Origin of the sequence: Ruegeria sp. HKCCD6157, from assembly GCF_013110685.1 — a bacterium.
Classification (GTDB): Bacteria; Pseudomonadota; Alphaproteobacteria; order Rhodobacterales; family Rhodobacteraceae; genus Ruegeria.
This window is the reverse complement of record NZ_WVRB01000002.1, coordinates 246,494-264,491: the sequence shown is the minus strand read 5'-3', so window position 1 is coordinate 264,491 and position 17,998 is coordinate 246,494. Positions and strand designations below refer to the sequence as shown.

Below are 17,998 nucleotides of genomic sequence, written 5' to 3'. Positions count from 1 at the left end.
AAACGTGCGGTTGATGCCCTTGTTTTCATTTTCAATCCCAGCCTCCGCCGTTCATCAGACCCAACCGTTCCAGCTGGCTCCACCCGGTGTAGCGCACCGACTGTGGGGTCCACATGTCCGGCTGGTTGATTATCCCATCGTAGTATGGCCCGAATTGGTCCGGATCATGAAAATGTTGGCGTCGCTGCTTTTCGGTGTTGGATTTCTCGATAACGTCCGGCAGGAACTTCGTGTGCAGCAACACGCCCGACGGGGTATCGCCGCCCGGTCCATCATAGGTTTCGTTCAGACGGCGCGGCAGTGCGGAATGGCATGAGTTCACGTAGGCATAGCGCCGCGACCAGCGCATCAGCGGGATCTTGTTCAGCGTGGGTGATCTTTGCCGCGTTTGCGTAAAGAACATCCGTTCCCGCGCGCCACCCTGCACCCAAAGATTGCCCATCGGGCTTTGCCGCTGCGCGCGATACGGTCCTGCATCAAACCAGCACAGCAGATTTGTGGGGTCGGTGTCCGGGTCATACGCCGCATCACCCAAGGGGCCCTTGGGATAGAGGTCCAGCATCAGCGTCCCGAACCCAATCTTCCCTTGCCGGTCCAGCCAGGTTGTCAGGTCATGCAGGGACCGGGTGTCGCAATGAGCATAGACCAGCAGTTCATCCGCATCCACCATCAGGCACCAGTGGCGGTGGCCATAGCGCATCTGCAACCAGGTCAGCCAGTCCAGGCCAAACCGCGATCCACGATAGCTGGAATGGGTTCTCCACACCGAGATATCCGGTTGATCTTGCAGATACTCGGATGATCCATCGTCGCTGCCGTTGTCGACGATCAGAAAATGATCGACACCCAAAGCGCGATAGTGACGAAAGAACCACGGCAGGCGGATGATTTCATTGCGCAAGGTGACAAAGGCCAAAATGTCACTCCGCTGGATTTGGAATGTCTGATCCTTCTGGCAGGTCAACTGATGTCGGCTGCGCAGCGACCTCCAGAGCAGCCGCCGGCGTTTCCAGCGCAACCTGTACTTCCGATCCCATCCGATCCGGGGAAGTGTCAAAGCAGTACTGGATGTCACCGGGTCCTCATTTTTCGTAGTGACCGTTCTGGTGCCAGCGCCAGGCATCTGCGATCATCGTCTCTAATGTGGATCTTTTTGGCTTCCATCCCAGCTCGTTTTCAGCCCGTACAGAGCCGGAGACCAGCTTGGTGCAATCTCCTGCCCGACGAGGGCCCACAGTATACGGCACGGGACGGTTGGTGACGGACCTGGATTGCTCGATCACCTCAAGAACGGAAAACCCGGACCCGGTGCCAAGATTGAAGACACGGCTGCCTTTGCCCTGTTCCAGCCAGCCCAGCCCCAGAATATGCGCGTCTACCAGATCGCAAACATGTACATAATCGCGGATACAGGTGCCGTCGGGCGTATCATAATCCGTGCCAAAGACGGTCAGACCGTCCCGCTTGCCGTCAATCGCGTCCAACATCAGTGGGATCAGATGGGTTTCGGGGCGGTGAAACTCGCCCACCTCGCCTTCGGGGTCTGCACCTGCAACGTTGAAATACCGGAAGATGACATGGCGCAGCCCATGAGCCGCCTCGAAATCCTTGAGGATATCTTCGATCGCGCGTTTTGATGCCCCGTAGGCGTTCAGGGGATACTGTGCCGTGTATTCATCAAGAACCACATTGTCGTGCTCGCCATATGTGGCACATGTGGACGAAAAGACGAAATCCAGACAGCCGGCCGCAACGGCTGCTTCAATCAGAGTCAGCGAGCCCGTGACATTGTTCGACCAATACACGCCGGGTTGACGCATGGCATCGCCAACCTGGCTGAGCGCCGCGAAATGCATAACCGCATCTGGTTTGTGTTTCGCGAACACCTCATCCAGGCGGTCCCGATCCAAAAGGTCGCCCTGTTCAAAAGGGCCAAATTGCACCGCATCCTGCCAACCCGTGATCAGGTTGTCGTAGGTCACGGGAAGGTAACCTGCCTGCGCAAGCGCCTTGCAGGCATGTGAGCCGATATACCCGGCACCACCGGTGACAAGAATTGTCTTCATGGCATATCCATCGGGGCTGGTTGAGGCACAGTTTCTACAGGGGCGCCGTCAGTGTCATGGGGAAAAGACGTCACTCCAGCCCCATGGCTGCCATCATCTCTTCGATCTTGGGCACGTCCTGCGGGTTGTTCAGCTCCCAGAACTGACGGCCCCTTGCCTCGACCTCGACGCACAGAACCTTGCGCCCGTTTTCCATGAACCTGAGCTGTTCCAGGCCTTCCAGCTGTTCCAGAGGCCCGGCTGGCCATCCCGGATACGCCGCAAGGGCGTCGGGCCGATAGGCGTAAACGCCGACATGGTGAAACACGGGTGTCGCTTCATCGCCAGCGTATGTCCGGGACGTGAAGGGGACGACCTCTTTCGAGAAGTACATCGCACTGTGATCGCGTCCGAACACTGCCGTCGTGCCACCGACACGGCCATGCTTGCGGTCGTTCAGCAGACTGTTCAACGCACTGCCGTCGCAGCGCAGGACAGGGGTCGCAACACCGGCATCCGGCGCGGCGCGCAGGCCGGAAACCAGATCTTCGACAAACCAATGCGGGGTCAGCGGAGCATCGCCTTGCAGGTTGACGATGATGTCATACCCGCCTCCCAGAACCTCATGCGCTTCGGCGCATCGTTCGGTGCCGTTCTGACAGGTTTCCGAGGTCATCACGACCTCGGCCCCAAAGCCCTCGGACACGTCGCGAATGCGCTCATCATCCGTCGCAACAACAACACGGTCGACACCCGAGACTGACCTGGCTGCGCGCCAGGACCGTTCGATCAGTGTCATGGACGCGCCTTTTGCGCCGGTCAGGGGAACCAGCGGCTTGCCGGGATAGCGGGTCGAAGCGTAACGGGCGGGAATGGCAATCAGTACAGACATCAGGCTTCCTTCAACTCAACACCCGGAGCGTAGGCAATAAAGAACGGATTAGCATAGCCATCCTTGCCATAAAGCAACGGAGTATGGTCGTCAAAACGCACAACCCGGCCACCGGCTCCGGCCAGTACCGCATGGCCTGCCGCCGTATCCCATTCCATCGTGCGCCCGACGCGCGGATAGATGTCCGCCTCGCCCGTGGCAACCAGACAGAACTTGAGTGACGACCCCGCGCTTTTGCTGTCCTTCACGTGATATTTGTTGATGTAGTCCTCGGTGGCCTGATCCCTGTGGGACTTCGACGCCACGACCAAAAGCCCGGAATTATCCGGTTCAGAGACTGATACGGGTGTCAAAGGACCGGTCTCGTTTTTGTCGAAAGCGCCTGTTTCCTCGACCGCGCGGCCATCAGCCAGCGTGAAGAACATACGACCCCGCGCCGGGGCATAGACCACTCCCCGGGTTGGCACTCCGTTTTCGACAAGTGCGATGTTGACGGTAAAGTCGCCGCGACGGTTGATGAACTCCTTGGTGCCGTCCAGCGGATCAACAATGAGGAAAGTGTCGCCTTTTTCAGAATGGGAAGCGGCCTGTTCTTCGGTGACCAGAAGAATATCCGGGAATGCCGCACGCAAGCCTGCCGAAATCAATGCATCAGCGGCTTCGTCTGCCTCGGTCACAGGGCTGGAGTCGGATTTGACTTTGACATCGAAATCATCCGCCTCGTAGATTTCCATGATCTTGTCGCCTGCCTCCAGAGCCAGTCGCCGGATGACGGGAATAAGCGCGTCGTAGGTCACAAAAAAGCTCCGTTCCTGTGGTTTGTTGATCCAAAATCGCGATCGACTTATGATGCGGCGGTTACGGAACGGCAAGATATTCATGCCAATTTAGAGGCGACGAAGCAGAAAAGACCCTTTGAATGTTCTATTTCAAGCGCAACCAAACGCTGCTGGGCGGCGCTTTCACGACGGCTGAGCTGGTATTCCATGCCACCGTGCGAAAGGTGCGCTCGCAACATCCGAATGCAATAGTCGCCATCCTGATCAATGTTTTGCAGCTTGTGGTGATGGGAACCACTTTCTACCTGCTCATGTCACTGATGGGCCGGGGTGGAATACCGAAGATCAGGGGCGAATTTCTGCTGTATGTTCTGTCCGGCGTGTTCCCCTTCATGCTGCACATCCAGTCGATAGGCGCGATTTCAGGGGTTGGGTCCGCGAACAATCCGATGATGCTCCATTCGCCGATGAATGTGATGGTGACGATCCTGTCTGCGGCGCTCGGTATTCTTTACAAGCAACTGCTGGCCATGTTCGTGATCCTGTTCATCTACAGTGTCGCGGTCGCCCCGATCGAGGTGCAGGATCCCGGCGGTGCTTTCGCGATGCTGATAATGGCCTGGTTTACCGGATGCGCGGTGGGTTTGGTGTTCATGGCGATGAAACCCTGGTTTCCGACGACCGTGGGAATGCTTACCAATATCTATCGTCGCCTGAACATGGTGTTTTCGGGAAAGATGTTCGTCGCAAACACACTGGGCGGCGGATTGCTGATGATGTTCGCCTGGAACCCGCTGTTTCATATTATCGACCAGTGCCGGGGCTTCATCTTCCGAAACTACTTTCCGCGAAACACAAGTTGGGAATACGCGCTATGGGTCGGGATAGCTTTGTTGATGATCGGTTTGATGGCTGAGTTTTTCACGCGCCAGCATGTTTCGCAAAGCTGGAACGCGCGCCGCTAACATGCGACCCGCAGCGTCAAGTTGATCCGTCCACCTTTTGGCAACAGCCGGGATGATCCGTATCTGATCCGGTCGATTCCGTGATAGGCCAATCGTGCCGGACCGCCCATGATCACCACGTCGCCCGAGCCGAGCCAGATCGACTCGGTCTTGCCGCCACGGGTCGTGTTGCCAATTCGGAACAGGGCGTCATCGCCCAGGGAAACCGACAGAACGGGCCAGGAAAAATCTGCCTCGTCCTTGTCCTGATGCAGGCCCATCTTGGCGCCTTCCCCGTAGTAGTTGATCAAACAGCAATCCGGCGCGCGCTCGGTGCTGACCAGATCGTGCCAGATATCAAGAATGACCGGGGGGATTTCAGGCCAGACCCCGCCTTTCGGGTGCTTATCCTGATAGCGATAGCCTGCCTTGTCGGTCACCCATCCCAGATCCCCGGCCGAGGTCATTCTTACCGACATCTCTTTGCCCGAAGGCGTGACGGGTCGAAACAAGGGTGCCGCTTTCAGAATCGGTCGAAGGGCCGCGATCAGCCGTGCCTGGGCAGCAGGGTCAATATAGCCTTTTCTGATTTCGAACCCTCGCAAGACCACCCGCGTCATTCCGGAAACCCCAAACCTTTCCAATTTCTTGCCAAAAAAGACCTCAAATTCCCGAAAACCTGCACTCTACGGTGCTTGCAGGCCTCTTGCCTCGCCCTTATATACGCCGGGACGCGCGATGGTAGTGCTGTCGCGCACATCAGATCGGGAGTGGGATGCCATAAAGGGTCCGACCCTCGGGACATCGCCTTGAAGAGAAAGGGATTGCAAAAATGGGAAAAGTAATCGGGATTGACCTCGGAACCACGAACTCCTGCGTAGCCATCATGGAAGGCTCGCAGCCGAAGGTCATCGAAAACGCTGAAGGGGCGCGGACCACGCCTTCGATCGTCGCCTTCACCGAAGATGAGCGACTGGTCGGTCAGCCTGCAAAACGTCAGGCGGTCACCAACCCCGACAACACGATCTTTGGCGTCAAACGTCTGATCGGTCGTCGCGTGGATGATGCCGAAGTAGAAAAAGACAAGAAAATGGTGCCGTATTCCATCGTGAATGGCGGCAATGGTGACGCGTGGGTTGAAGCCCGCGGTGAAAAATACTCCCCCAGCCAGATTTCCGCTTTCATTCTGGGCAAGATGAAGGAAACCGCCGAGAGCTATCTGGGAGAAGATGTCACCCAGGCGGTCATCACCGTTCCGGCATATTTCAACGACGCCCAGCGTCAGGCCACCAAAGATGCCGGTAAAATCGCCGGTCTGGAAGTTCTGCGGATCATCAACGAACCGACAGCTGCTGCGCTGGCCTATGGTCTGGACAAGGAAGAAACCCAAACCATCGCGGTCTATGACCTTGGTGGTGGTACTTTCGACGTGACAATCCTGGAAATCGACGATGGCCTGTTCGAGGTCAAGTCGACCAATGGTGACACCTTCCTGGGTGGTGAAGACTTTGACATGCGCATCGTCAACTACCTGGCGGACGAGTTCAAAAAAGAACACGGTGTCGATCTGTCTCAGGACAAGATGGCCCTGCAGCGTCTGAAAGAAGCCGCTGAAAAAGCCAAGATCGAACTGTCTTCGACCTCGCAGACCGAGATCAACCAACCCTTCATCTCGATGGGCGCCAACGGTCAGCCGCTGCACATGGTCATGAAACTGACCCGTGCCAAGCTGGAATCGCTGGTGTCGGACCTGATCAAGAAGTCGTTGAAGCCCTGCCAGGCCGCTCTGAAAGACGCGGGTCTGTCGGCTGCTGACGTGGACGAGGTTGTTCTGGTCGGTGGTATGACCCGGATGCCGAAAGTGATCGAAGAGGTCACCAAATTCTTCGGCAAAGAGCCGCACAAGGGCGTGAACCCGGACGAAGTGGTTGCCATGGGCGCCGCCATCCAGGCCGGTGTTCTTCAGGGCGACGTCAAAGACGTTGTTCTGCTGGACGTGACCCCGCTTTCGCTGGGTATCGAAACGCTGGGTGGCGTGTTCACCCGCCTGATCGACCGCAACACCACGATCCCGACCAAGAAGTCTCAGGTCTTCTCGACCGCCGAGGACAACCAGAACGCCGTGACCATCCGCGTGTTCCAGGGTGAGCGTGAAATGGCTGCGGACAACAAGATCCTGGGTCAGTTCAACCTTGAAGACATCCCGCCGGCACCGCGCGGCATGCCTCAGATCGAGGTGACTTTTGACATCGACGCCAACGGCATCGTCTCGGTTTCGGCCAAAGACAAAGGCACTGGCAAAGAACAGAAGATCACCATCCAGGCATCGGGCGGACTGTCCGACGAGGATATCGAAAAGATGGTCAAGGACGCCGAAGAGAACGCGGAAGCCGACAAGGAACGCCGCGAGCTGATCGAGGCGAAGAACCAGGCGGAAAGCCTCATCCATTCGACCGAAAAGTCGATGGAAGAGCATTCCGACAAGGTCGACCCGACCACGATCGAAGCCATCGAGTTGGCGATCGCCGCGCTGAAGGACGAGCTGGAAACCGAAAATGCCGACAAGATCAAGTCGGGCATCCAGAACGTCACCGAAGCCGCGATGAAGTTGGGCGAAGCCATCTATAAGGCGCAAGCCGAAGAAGGCGAAGAGGAACCTGCTGCCGCAGACGCTGCACCAGGCGACGATGACATCGTCGACGCCGAGTTCGAAGACCTCGACGACGACAAGCGCGCCTAACGCGTTAATCGGTTCCGGCAGGCCTGGTTCGGGCCTGCCGGAACGGTCTTCACCATGCAGCACGCGTCTCCGAAACCTTCTTTTGGCACCTACGCTCTCTCACATCGGATGGAAATATTGCGCCGGTGGTCTGAGGGCATGCCGCGTCAATGGATGTCGTCCGGAATTCGCAGGATAGTAATGGCCTCTCAGCGAGAGCCTTACGATGTTGAGGTGTTTGGCGGACAGAAATGCCGATTGCACCCATCTGACAACTGGGCCGAACGTCGCGTCATAACCGGCTCGCAGTTCTTTGATCTGGATGAGCGTCAATCGCTGGCCAACCATATTTCGCAGGGCTCTGGCGATTATGTCTTTGTCGACGCCGGTGCAAATGTCGGGCTGTACACCCTGTGGGTCAGATCAGTTGCGCAGAAGTTGGGGCGCAACCTGAAAGCCCTGACTGTTGAACCGGATCCGGTCAACAAGGCTCGCCTTGGTACCAATCTGGCTGCCAATCAAGCCAGTGAAGTCATCCATTGCGACAAGGCCTTGTCTGACAAACCGGGTGAGGTGTGGTTCGAATCCGCGAACCTTGGCGATCGGGGTCATGCCAAAGTTGCCGAGTCGGGCGATCTGTGCGTTCAGGCGATTCCGTTGTTGGACGCTATACGCGATGCCGGGCTGACCAAGGTTGATGCAATGAAAATGGATATCGAAGGTCAGGAAACCCGCGTATTGCGCGCTTTTTTCGAAGACGCACCGCGGGAGATTTGGCCCGAAGTGCTGCTGATAGAAATCAAGCATTCGGATGACGGGCTTGACGAGGTCTTGAATAAGGCAGGTTACGTGGCCAGTTTTGCAAACAACACCAACGGCGTGTACAGGCTCAATGAAAGCACCGCGTCCGGCGGCACGAAGGAATAACAAATGTCAAAGCGCGACTATTACGAAGTGCTCGGCGTGTCCAAGGGCGCTTCGGCGGATGAGATCAAGAAGGGTTTTCGCAGGAAAGCCAAAGAGCTGCACCCTGACCGCAACAAGGACAACCCGGATGCCGAGGCGCAGTTCAAGGAAGCCAACGAGGCTTACGACGTTCTGCGTGATGCCGAAAAGAAGGCAGCTTATGATCGCTTTGGCCATGCCGCATTTGAAAACGGTATGGGGGGCGGTGGCCGCCCCGGCGGCGGTTTTGGCGGTCAAGGCGACTTCTCCAGCGCATTTTCGGATGTATTCGACGACCTGTTCGGTGATTTCATGGGTGGTCAAAGGGGCGGCGGCGGGCGTCGCGCCGCGCGCGGCTCGGACCTGCGCTACAACCTGCGTGTGACGCTGGAAGAAGCCTACTCGGGCCTACAAAAAACCATCAATGTGCCAACGGCCGTGGCGTGTTCGTCCTGCGAAGGTACCGGGGCTGAAGGTGGCGTTGAACCCACATCCTGCCCCACCTGTTCGGGCATGGGGAAAGTGCGGGCACAACAGGGCTTTTTTACGGTGGAACGGACTTGCCCCACCTGTTCGGGATTGGGGCAGATCATCAAGAACCCCTGTAAATCCTGTCAGGGGGCCGGCAGGGTCGAAAAGGACCGCGCTTTGTCGGTGAACATTCCTGCCGGTGTCGAAACCGGTACGCGAATTCGTCTGGCAGGCGAAGGTGAGGCGGGAATGCGCGGCGGACCTCCGGGCGATCTGTATATTTTCGTCGAAGTGGCCGAGCACAAACTGTTCGAACGCGACAGCGTGAACCTCTACTGCCGCGTGCCGGTCAGCATGGCCAAGGCGGCGCTGGGCGGATCGATCGAGGTTCCGACCATTGATGGCGGTCGCGGCCGCGTTCAGATTCCGGCCGGAAGTCAGTCGGGTCGGCAAATGCGCCTGCGCGGAAAAGGCATGCCTGCGTTGCGCGGCGGTGGTGTGGGTGACATGTTCATTGAACTGGCCGTGGAAACCCCGGTCAACCTGACCAGCCGCCAGAAAGAACTGCTGCGCGAGTTTGATGATCTGGGTGAAGACAACCACCCGGAATCAAAAAGCTTTTTCTCGTCCGTCAAGTCTTTCTGGGACGGTATGAAAGGCTGAATGACCAGGAACGGGGGCTCTTCCCCCGCCGCCCTTCGGGCGACTCCCCCGGGATATTTGCAGCCAGATGAATCATGGGACCCGTTCTTCATCTGGCCCAAAATATCCCGGAGCGCGAGGCAGAGCCTCGCATGCCTCTGTCATTTACATGCTGTTTTGGCCTTAGCAGAAAGCTGAAAGTGGCAATATATCTGGAAAATTGAGTCTTGATTCCGGCCCTCGACCCTGAGATTGTCCGCCTCAACCGTTGGGGTGCCCTTTGACAGGGCTGAGAGACGCAACCGCGTTAACCCATCGAACCTGATCCGGGCAATTCCGGCGTAGGGAACGGTCTCTTGAATACAGACGTTTTCTCTACTCCGTTGCCCATAGAAGATGGAGCAACGACATGGCGGCAATTGCCCTGACCATAGCAGGATCCGACAGTGGCGGCGGCGCGGGCATTCAGGCTGACCTGAAGGCAATGTCGGCGTTGGGTGTTTTTGGCGCAAGCGTCGTCACCGCCGTTACCGCGCAGAACACGCAAGCTGTTACTGCGGTGCATGGGATTCCCCTGGATGTGATTTCCGCCCAAATTGACGCGGTTCTGAGCGATCTGGACGTCAAGGCCGTCAAAATCGGCATGCTTGGCACACCTGAGATCATTCATACGGTTGCCAGGGGGCTGGCGGCGTTCGAGGGTCCCGTGGTTCTTGATCCGGTCATGATCGCCAAATCCGGCGACGCTCTGTTGGCGCAAGAGGCGGTCCGGACGCTGCACGATGTGTTGTTGCCAACGGCGACGGTTCTTACGCCGAATCTGCCTGAGGCGGCGTGCCTGCTGAACATGCCAGCGGCAGAAACGCGTGAGCAGATGGCTGAACAGGGCCGGGCATTGTGCGCTTTGGGTGCGGGAGCAGTCGTGATGAAGGGCGGACACGGGTCAGGTGACATCTGCCACGATTTGCTGATCGATCCGTCGGGTGTCATGGCCGAGTTTCAGGCCCCGCGTCAGGATACGAAAAACACCCATGGAACAGGATGCACCCTGTCGTCATCCATCACCGCCGGTTTGGCCAATGGGCTGACCCTGATTGACGCGGTTGCGCAGGCGCATGACTATCTGCAAGGGGCCATCGCGCGCGCGGATGAGCTGAATGTCGGCGCTGGGCACGGCCCGGTGCATCATTTCCACCGGGTTTGGCCCTCGTGACGCTTTGGTCTGTCATAGGGGCAGGGGTTGCCGGTCTTGCCGTTGCCAGCGAACTGGTGTCGCGCGGTGCGAAGGTGCAGATATACGACCCCGGCGGGCCACCGGGCCCGCATGGGTGTTCATGGTGGGCCGGGGGAATGCTGGCGCCGTGGTGCGAATATGAAAACGCAGAAGAACCGGTGCTGCGCCTGGGTCAGGCGGCGATCGAATGGTGGGCTCAACGCACCAACGTGACCCGTCGGGGAACGCTTGTTGTCGCAAGTGCCCGTGATGTGCCGGACCTGCGCCGATTTGCGCGTCGAACAAAAGAGTTCACCAAAGTCGAACGGGCAGAAATATCCGAATTAGAGCCTGATCTGGCGGGGTTTGGTCAAGGCCTGTTCTTCGAACGCGAAGCCCATGTCGATCCACGCCAGGCGCTGCAAGATCTGTATCGTCAATTGCAAAGCCAGGGTGTCGCGTTCCACCGGAAGCTGGCGCCCGCCCAGTTGGAGAATGCAATTGACTGCCGTGGCCTTCTCGCCCGCGAATACCTGCATGATCTGCGCGGCGTGAAGGGTGAGATGCTTGTCATACGATGCCCTGACGTGGAACTGACGCGCCCGGTTCGTTTGCTGCACCCGCGGATGCCGCTTTATATCGTTCCGCGCGGAGGCGGCGTCTACATGTTGGGTGCGACCATGATCGAATCCGAGGACAGCAGCCGCATTACCGCCCGTTCGATGCTGGAATTGCTCAGCGCGGCCTATGCCGTGAACCCGGCTTTTGGCGAAGCCGAAGTGTTGGAGATAGGCGTCGATCTGCGCCCCGCCTTTCCCGACAACTTACCGCGCATCCGGCGTTTGGGCCGGACGATCTATGCCAACGGGCTTTATCGCCACGGATATCTGCTGGCACCGGCGCTGGCGCGGGGTGTTGCAGATTTGGCGCTGAACAACACACATTCGGAGATGGTCGATGAAGATCGTGCTTAACGGCGAGACGCGCGAGGTGCGCGCCGAAACCCTGTCGGAATTGTTGGATGAATGCGGTTTCTCGGGCCGTGTGGCCACCGCCGTGAACGAAGATTTCGTGCCCTCAAGCCTGCGCGTCGCTCACAAGCTGGCCGAAGGCGACCGGGTTGAGGTCGTCGCACCGATGCAGGGGGGCTGAAGATGAAGACGTTTTACGGCACTGAACTGCCCAACCCGCTGATGCTGGGCACGGCGCAATATCCAAGCCCGGCCATTCTGGAACAGGCGTTTCGCGAAAGCGGTGCAGGCGTCGCCACTGTATCCTTGCGGCGCGAAGCGGGTGCAGGCCAGACCTTTTGGAACATGATCCGCGAATTGGGAGTTCTGATCCTGCCCAATACGGCCGGTTGCCATACGGTGAAAGAGGCCGTGACGACCGCCCATATGGCCCGTGAAGTGTTCGAGACCCGATGGATCAAGCTGGAACTCATCGGACATACGGACAGTCTGCAACCGGACGTTTTCCAACTGGTCGAAGCCGCCCGCATTCTGACCGAGGATGGGTTCGAGGTGTTTCCCTACACCACCGATGATCTGATCGTGGGCGAACGCCTGTTGGAAGCGGGATGCGAGGTGCTCATGCCCTGGGGCGCACCGATCGGGTCAGGACGCGGGCTGAACAACGAATACGCTCTGCGTGCGATGCGGGCCGAATTTTCTGACATTCCCCTGGTGGTGGATGCCGGTATCGGCTTGCCCAGCCACGCGGCCCGCGGGATGGAGCTGGGCTATGACGCGGTTCTGCTCAACACCGCTGTGGCCCGTGCCGGAGATCCGGTTTTGATGGCCAAGGCGATGGCGCAGGCAACCCTTGCCGGGCAATTGGCCCATCAGGCCGACCCGATCGAGCCGCGCGATATGGCGGAACCTTCTACTCCTGTTGTTGGAAAGGCCTTCCTGTCATGACGCTGGACCGTTTCTATCCGATCTTTGATCACTCGGACTGGCTGCGGCGGATGTTGCCGCTGGGTGTCAAACTGGTGCAGCTGCGCATCAAGGATCAGCCAGACGATGCGGTGCGCGACCAGATTGCCGTTTCACGCGAATTGTGCCGCGACCATGGCGCGGTTCTGGTGATCAATGACTATTGGCAACACGCGATCGATCTGGGCTGCGACTGGATCCATCTGGGGCAGGAAGATCTGGACGACGCCGACCTGAAAGCCATCGGAAAAGCGGGTCTGAAACTGGGCGTTTCCACCCATGACGATGATGAGCTTGAGCGTGTGCTGGCCATGGATCCCGATTACGTGGCATTGGGCCCGGTCTACCCCACCATTCTGAAAAAGATGAAATGGCATCAGCAGGGCCTGCACTGCGTAACGGAATGGAAGACGCGGGTTGGTGATATTCCCTTGGTCGGTATTGGCGGGATGAGTGTCGAGCGCGCGACCGGTGTGCTGAAGGCCGGGGCGGACATCGTCTCGGCGGTAACGGATATCACACTGAACCCCGACCCCGAAGCACGGGTACGCGCGTGGATCGAGGTCACACGATGAGCCGATATGCCCGACAGACGCTTCTGCCCGAAGTCGGGGCGCAGGGGCAGGCACGCCTGTCGGCGGCCCGTGTTCTGGTCGTCGGTGCGGGCGGTCTGGCTGCACCGGTTCTGCCACTTTTGACAGGGGCCGGGGTGGGGCGGATTACGGTCATGGACGGTGATACCGTCGATCTGTCCAACCTGCACCGTCAAACGTTTTTCTCCGAGGCCGATTGCGGGCACTCCAAGGCGGAAACCGCCGAGGCGCGCTGCCGCGCGCTGAATGGTGAAACTGATGTCATCGGTCTGAATCAGGCTCTGACCAGTGAAAATGCGCCTGGCTCGGTGTCGCAAGCCGATATCATTCTGGATTGTGCCGACAGCTACGCAGCCAGCTACATCCTGTCGGACACGTGTCTGGCGCAGGGCAAGCCTTTGATCAGCGCCTCGGTGCTGGGGCTTTCGGGTTATGTGGGCGGGTTCTGCGGCGGGGGCCCGTCGCTGCGCGCTGTGTTTCCCGATGCACCGGACAGTGGCGCCAGCTGCGCCACTGCGGGGGTTCTGGGCCCCGTGGTTGGCGTGATGGGGGCGATGCAGGCGCAGATGGCGCTCAGCTTGATCCTTGGACTTGATCCCTCGCCCCTTGGGCAGTTGGTTCAATATGACGCAAGAACCCTGCGCAGCACCGGGTTTCGCTTTGATGACGCACCCGAGCCCGGCAACTGCTTTCGCTTTCTATCCGCAAGCCAGCTGAAGGACACGGATCAGATCATCGAGCTGCGCAGTTCGCAGGAAGCCCCTGTTCCCATCCATTCGAACGCGACGCGCATTTCGCCGGATAATTTGCAGGAAATAGACCCTAACAGGGGAAAAAGGCTGGCTCTTTGCTGTGCCACCGGTTTGCGGGCATGGCGTGCCGCCGAACAGATTCAACCAGATTGGCCGGGCGAGATTGTCCTCGTCGCGGCCTCAACCTCGTGAAGAAAAGGGAAACGCGAGACATGAAAAAGCTGATGACAGCCATCGCCCTTCTGGCCGCCGGGCCGGCATGGGCCGAAGACAAAATGACCGTCCTGCTGGACTGGTTCATCAACCCTGACCATGGTCCCATCATCGTGGCGCAGGAAAACGGCTATTTTGCCGAACAAGGGCTTGAGGTCGAGATCGTTCCGCCCGCCGACCCGTCCGCCCCGCCCCGTTTGGTGGCTGCCGGCCAAGCCGACCTGGCGGTGTCTTACCAGCCGCAATTGCACTTGCAAATTCACGAGGGCCTGCCGCTGAAGCGTGTCGGCACATTGGTTGCGACGCCGCTGAACTGCCTTCTGGTGCTGGAAGACGGACCGATCAAGTCGCCTGCTGACCTCAAGGGTAAAAAAATCGGCTTCTCGGTCGCTGGGGTCGAAGAAGCCATCCTTGGCACCGTTCTGGGCAAATACGATGTTGCGCTGGGCGATGTCGAGCTGATCAATGTCAACTTTTCCCTCTCGCCGTCGCTGATGACCGGTCAGGTGGATGCGGTGATTGGCGCATATCGCAACTTCGAACTGAACCAGATGGATATCGAAGGTCGTCCCGGCACTTGCTTCTATATCGAGGAAGAGGGCGTTCCGTCTTATGATGAACTGATCTATGTCGCCAATCCTGAAACGATGGACAAGGACAAGATCGCCCGGTTCCTCGCCGCGACTGAAAAAGCGACCCAATATATCGTCAACAACCCGGAAAAAAGCTGGGAAATCTTCGCGGCCACCTCGCCCGAACTTCAGGACGAGCTGAATGCCCGCGCCTGGGTCGATACACTGCCGCGCTTTGCGCTGCGTCCGGCAGGTTTTGATGCCGGTCGTTATGCCCGGTTCGAAACCTTCCTGAACGAAAGCGGGATGATCGACAGCGTCCTTCCAGTTAGTGACATCACCATCGACGTGACCGCGCAATGAGCAACTATGGCAAAGCCTTTGCGCTGATGCGCGATGCTGCGGCGGGGCCGTGGCGGGATTATACCCGCCACGCCTTCGTAGAGGGCATGAAAGACGGAACGCTGCCACGCGAGGCGTTTCTGCACTATCTGCGGCAGGATTATGTGTTTCTGATCCACTTCTCACGTGCCTGGGCGCTGGCCGTGGTGAAATCAGAAACGCATGAAGAAATGCTTGCTGCATCGCGAACTGTGAACGGTTTGATCAGCGAAGAGATGAAACTGCATATCGGTATCTGCGCGGCAGAAGGTATCTCGCAGGCAGAGTTGTTTGCCACGCCAGAGAGGCACGAGAATCTGGCCTATACCCGGTTTGTCCTGGAAGCAGGCTACAGCGGAGATCTTCTGGACCTGCTGGCGGCCCTTGTTCCTTGCGTCATGGGGTATGGTGAGATCGGTACGCGCCTGTCCGCCGAGGCAACGTCCGAGACCTATCGCGGCTGGATCGACACTTATGCCGGCGAGGATTACCAAGGCGCATGTGTGGCGGTTGGCGAGTTGCTGGATCAGGCTCTAACAAGACGTATCGGGGCTGATTTTCAAGGGTCGCCACGCTGGGATAGACTGTGCAAGACCTTCCGCAAGGCGACAGAGCTTGAAGTCGACTTCTGGCAGATGGGTTTGACGCCATGACACCTGCGCCCGAACTGACCATCAACGGCACTGCCACGATCGACGGCGCGACCCTGTTTGCGCCGTTGTCCCTGACCCTAGGGGCCGGGGCGTGGACATGCCTGCTGGGCGGTTCGGGCGTGGGAAAAACCACGGTTCTGAGGTTGATTGCGGGGCTCGAGACCGGGGCTGTCTTCGCTGGGCGGATCACGGCCAGTGATGGCTTGCCTGTGGCTGAGCGTGTCGCGTACATGGCCCAGGATGATCTTCTTTTGCCTTGGGCAACCGTCGCGCAGAATGTCTCGCTGGGTGCGCGTCTGCGCGGTGAAACCGTTGATCTTGATCGACGTGACCGCCTGATCAAGCGTATGCGGTTGCAGGATCACATGAACAAGAAGCCCAGCGCGTTGTCCGGCGGGCAACGTCAGCGTGTCGCCTTGGCCCGGACACTGATGGAAGATCGCCCCGTTGTTTTGCTGGACGAGCCCTTTTCGGCCCTTGATGCCCGCACACGCGCTGACATGCAGGATCTGGCCGCCGAAGCATTGCACGGTCGAACCGTCCTTCTTGTGACCCATGATCCCGCAGAGGCCGCGCGTCTGGGGCAATCCATCGTGGTGATGACGGAACACGGATTGACGCAGTGCGAACCGCCCCGGGCCCCGGCCCCGCGCCGCGTGGATGATCTGGAGACTTTGGAAACCCAGGGTGCCTTGCTGCGTCTTCTCCGCGAGGGCGTGGCATGAAGTATTTTTCTGCATTGGCCGCAACTTTGTTTGCCTTGCTGATCTGGCAGGGCATCGTGACCCTGACCGGGTTGCCGAAGTTCATCCTGCCCGGACCCGCCGTCGTGGCCGAGACCTGGTGGCAGAACCGCTGGGTGATCGCAGAGCATACCTGGATCACCGCGATCGAAGTGGTGATCGGTCTGGCATGCGGAACGCTGCTAGGTGTCGTTACTGCGTTGCAACTGGCGAATTCGCGGGCGGCGCGGGTGCTGGTGCAGCCGATGCTCGTGTTTACGCAGGCTCTGCCGGTTTTCGCATTGGCGCCGTTGCTGACGCTGTGGCTGGGCTATGGGCTATGGTCCAAGGTCGCCATGGCGGTGTTGATCATCTATTTCCCGATCACCTCATCCTTTTTTGACGGGCTTATGCGCACCCCTTCGGGGTATCTGGATCTGTCCCGAACGATGCAGGCCAGCAGGCGCGCCGTATTGTGGCATATCCGTATTCCGGCCGCTCTTCCGTCGCTGGCGTCGGGGATGCGGCTGGCGGCGGTCTATGCCCCGATTGGAGCGGTGATCGGCGAATGGGTCGGCTCGTCGCAGGGGTTGGGATACCTGATGCTGCTGGCCAATGGACGTGCCAAGACCGATCTCATGTTTGCCGCGATGCTGACCCTGGGCGTATTCTCGATTCTTCTGCACATGATTGTCCGCCGGGCCACGGCACGCATGGCGGGTGAGGTGCGTTAACCAATCAGAAACCGATTCTGGGTCAGGGTGCGCTCATGACACAGGACGCCTTTGCCGAAGCCCCGATGCTGTTTGATACGGACGAAGCCCCGGCGCAGCCGCTGACCTCTGGTCGGCTACCCTCCTATATAAAAGACCACCGCAAGCGGCTGCGCGAACGGTTCATGACCGGCGGATCGGCGGCGATGCCGGATTATGAACTGCTTGAACTGGTCCTGTTTCGGTCCATTCCCCGGCAGGATGTGAAGCCACTGGCGCGGGCGTTGATGGACACTTTTGGTGATTTCAATCGTGTCCTGACCGCGCCCGAGGAACGGCTGCGCAAGATCAAGGGCGTTGGCGATACCGTGGTTACCGACCTGAAAATTCTTGAGGCCTGCGCCCACAGGATGGCCCGCGCCCGGGTGATGCAGCGGCATGTGATCTCGGGCTGGGATGCGCTGCTGGATTATTGCCACACCACCATGGCGCATCGTGAAATCGAACAGTTTCGCGTGTTCTATCTGGATCGCAAGAACGTAATGATCGCGGATGAGGAACAGGCCAAAGGCACCGTGGATCACGTGCCGGTTTACCCGCGCGAGGTTGCCAAACGAGCGCTGGAACTGAATGCCTCGGCCCTGATTCTGGTGCACAACCACCCGTCGGGTGATCCGACGCCCTCGCAGTCGGATATCGACATGACCAACCGTATTCAGGATGCCTGTTCGGCCTTGGGCCTGACCCTGCACGACCACCTGATCATTGGAAAATCGACCGAGTTGAGCTTTCGGTCCGAAGGGTATCTGTGA

The 17,998-nt window shown here is 58.8% G+C and carries 20 protein-coding genes and 1 riboswitch; of the genes, 15 read left to right on the top strand and 5 right to left on the bottom strand.

The features are described from left to right. Positions 1–31 precede the first annotated feature (31 nt). The 4 genes from GS612_RS11360 to cysQ all read right to left on the bottom strand — a co-directional run bounded on the left by GS612_RS11360 (position 32) and on the right by cysQ (position 3,734). Complete coding sequence (locus tag GS612_RS11360) at positions 32–1,075, bottom strand: glycosyltransferase family 2 protein (RefSeq protein ID WP_371809334.1); 1,044 nt, start codon at positions 1,073–1,075, stop codon at positions 32–34. Between the two features lie 7 nt (positions 1,076–1,082). Beyond that, on the bottom strand, positions 1,083–2,066 hold the full coding sequence (gene galE, locus GS612_RS11355; protein ID WP_171640403.1) for a UDP-glucose 4-epimerase GalE: 984 nt from the start codon (positions 2,064–2,066) through the stop codon (positions 1,083–1,085). A gap of 70 nt (positions 2,067–2,136) precedes the next feature. After that, positions 2,137–2,937, bottom strand: coding sequence for a 3-deoxy-manno-octulosonate cytidylyltransferase (locus GS612_RS11350; protein WP_171640401.1), 801 nt, complete (start codon positions 2,935–2,937; stop codon positions 2,137–2,139). After that, a complete protein-coding gene (cysQ, locus tag GS612_RS11345) occupies positions 2,937–3,734 on the bottom strand; it encodes a 3'(2'),5'-bisphosphate nucleotidase CysQ (RefSeq protein ID WP_171233551.1) in 798 nt (265 codons plus the stop codon). Before cysQ ends, GS612_RS11350 begins: the two co-directional genes overlap by 1 nt. Before the next feature lie 122 nt (positions 3,735–3,856). Between cysQ and GS612_RS11340 the strand changes: the two genes are divergently transcribed. Beyond that, positions 3,857–4,681, top strand: a complete 825-nt coding sequence (locus GS612_RS11340) for an ABC transporter permease (protein WP_152459578.1) — start codon at positions 3,857–3,859, stop codon at positions 4,679–4,681. Here the strand turns inward: GS612_RS11340 and GS612_RS11335 are convergent. After that, positions 4,678–5,280: an alpha-ketoglutarate-dependent dioxygenase AlkB gene (locus GS612_RS11335; protein WP_171171469.1), complete on the bottom strand. Its 603-nt coding sequence runs from the start codon at positions 5,278–5,280 to the stop codon at positions 4,678–4,680. The two genes, GS612_RS11340 and GS612_RS11335, sit on opposite strands and share 4 nt — an antisense overlap. A 212-nt stretch (positions 5,281–5,492) precedes the next feature. Between GS612_RS11335 and dnaK the strand changes: the two genes are divergently transcribed. From dnaK to radC, 14 genes are all read left to right on the top strand, one after another. After that, complete coding sequence (dnaK, locus tag GS612_RS11330; protein ID WP_152459576.1) at positions 5,493–7,400, top strand: molecular chaperone DnaK; 1,908 nt, start codon at positions 5,493–5,495, stop codon at positions 7,398–7,400. Positions 7,401–7,580: 180 nt separating this feature from the next. Further along, positions 7,581–8,306, top strand: a complete 726-nt coding sequence (locus GS612_RS11325; RefSeq protein WP_171640399.1) for an FkbM family methyltransferase — start codon at positions 7,581–7,583, stop codon at positions 8,304–8,306. Between the two features lie 3 nt (positions 8,307–8,309). Further along, positions 8,310–9,458: a molecular chaperone DnaJ gene (gene dnaJ, locus GS612_RS11320; RefSeq protein WP_152459574.1), complete on the top strand. Its 1,149-nt coding sequence runs from the start codon at positions 8,310–8,312 to the stop codon at positions 9,456–9,458. A gap of 238 nt (positions 9,459–9,696) precedes the next feature. Then, a riboswitch (TPP riboswitch) is annotated at positions 9,697–9,802 on the top strand. Positions 9,803–9,846: 44 nt separating this feature from the next. Next, a complete protein-coding gene (thiD, locus tag GS612_RS11315; protein ID WP_171640397.1) occupies positions 9,847–10,650 on the top strand; it encodes a bifunctional hydroxymethylpyrimidine kinase/phosphomethylpyrimidine kinase in 804 nt (267 codons plus the stop codon). Next, positions 10,647–11,624 (top strand): FAD-dependent oxidoreductase, encoded by a 978-nt coding sequence (locus GS612_RS11310; RefSeq protein WP_171640369.1) that lies wholly within the window; start codon positions 10,647–10,649, stop codon positions 11,622–11,624. Before thiD ends, GS612_RS11310 begins: the two co-directional genes overlap by 4 nt. Then, the gene (thiS, locus tag GS612_RS11305; protein WP_152459571.1) at positions 11,608–11,802 is read left to right on the top strand and encodes a sulfur carrier protein ThiS; all 195 of its coding nucleotides are present in this window, start codon (positions 11,608–11,610) and stop codon (positions 11,800–11,802) included. Before GS612_RS11310 ends, thiS begins: the two co-directional genes overlap by 17 nt. Positions 11,803–11,804: 2 nt before the next feature. Continuing rightward, a complete protein-coding gene (locus GS612_RS11300) occupies positions 11,805–12,569 on the top strand; it encodes a thiazole synthase (protein WP_171640367.1) in 765 nt (254 codons plus the stop codon). Next, positions 12,566–13,162 (top strand): thiamine phosphate synthase, encoded by a 597-nt coding sequence (locus GS612_RS11295; protein ID WP_171640365.1) that lies wholly within the window; start codon positions 12,566–12,568, stop codon positions 13,160–13,162. Before GS612_RS11300 ends, GS612_RS11295 begins: the two co-directional genes overlap by 4 nt. Next, positions 13,159–14,124 carry a HesA/MoeB/ThiF family protein gene (locus GS612_RS11290; protein WP_171640363.1) on the top strand — a complete coding sequence of 322 codons (966 nt, stop codon included), beginning with the start codon at positions 13,159–13,161 and terminating at the stop codon, positions 14,122–14,124. The genes GS612_RS11295 and GS612_RS11290 overlap by 4 nt, the downstream gene beginning before the upstream one ends. A 20-nt stretch (positions 14,125–14,144) precedes the next feature. Further along, positions 14,145–15,080: an ABC transporter substrate-binding protein gene (locus tag GS612_RS11285; protein WP_171116773.1), complete on the top strand. Its 936-nt coding sequence runs from the start codon at positions 14,145–14,147 to the stop codon at positions 15,078–15,080. Further along, positions 15,077–15,751: a thiaminase II gene (gene tenA, locus GS612_RS11280; RefSeq protein ID WP_171640361.1), complete on the top strand. Its 675-nt coding sequence runs from the start codon at positions 15,077–15,079 to the stop codon at positions 15,749–15,751. The genes GS612_RS11285 and tenA overlap by 4 nt, the downstream gene beginning before the upstream one ends. Beyond that, entirely contained in the window at positions 15,748–16,476 is a 729-nt protein-coding gene (locus tag GS612_RS11275; protein WP_171640359.1) for an ABC transporter ATP-binding protein, read from the top strand. Before tenA ends, GS612_RS11275 begins: the two co-directional genes overlap by 4 nt. Next, positions 16,473–17,207 carry an ABC transporter permease gene (locus GS612_RS11270; RefSeq protein ID WP_171640357.1) on the top strand — a complete coding sequence of 245 codons (735 nt, stop codon included), beginning with the start codon at positions 16,473–16,475 and terminating at the stop codon, positions 17,205–17,207. Before GS612_RS11275 ends, GS612_RS11270 begins: the two co-directional genes overlap by 4 nt. A 35-nt stretch (positions 17,208–17,242) precedes the next feature. Then, positions 17,243–17,998 (top strand): DNA repair protein RadC, encoded by a 756-nt coding sequence (gene radC / locus GS612_RS11265; RefSeq protein ID WP_171640355.1) that lies wholly within the window; start codon positions 17,243–17,245, stop codon positions 17,996–17,998.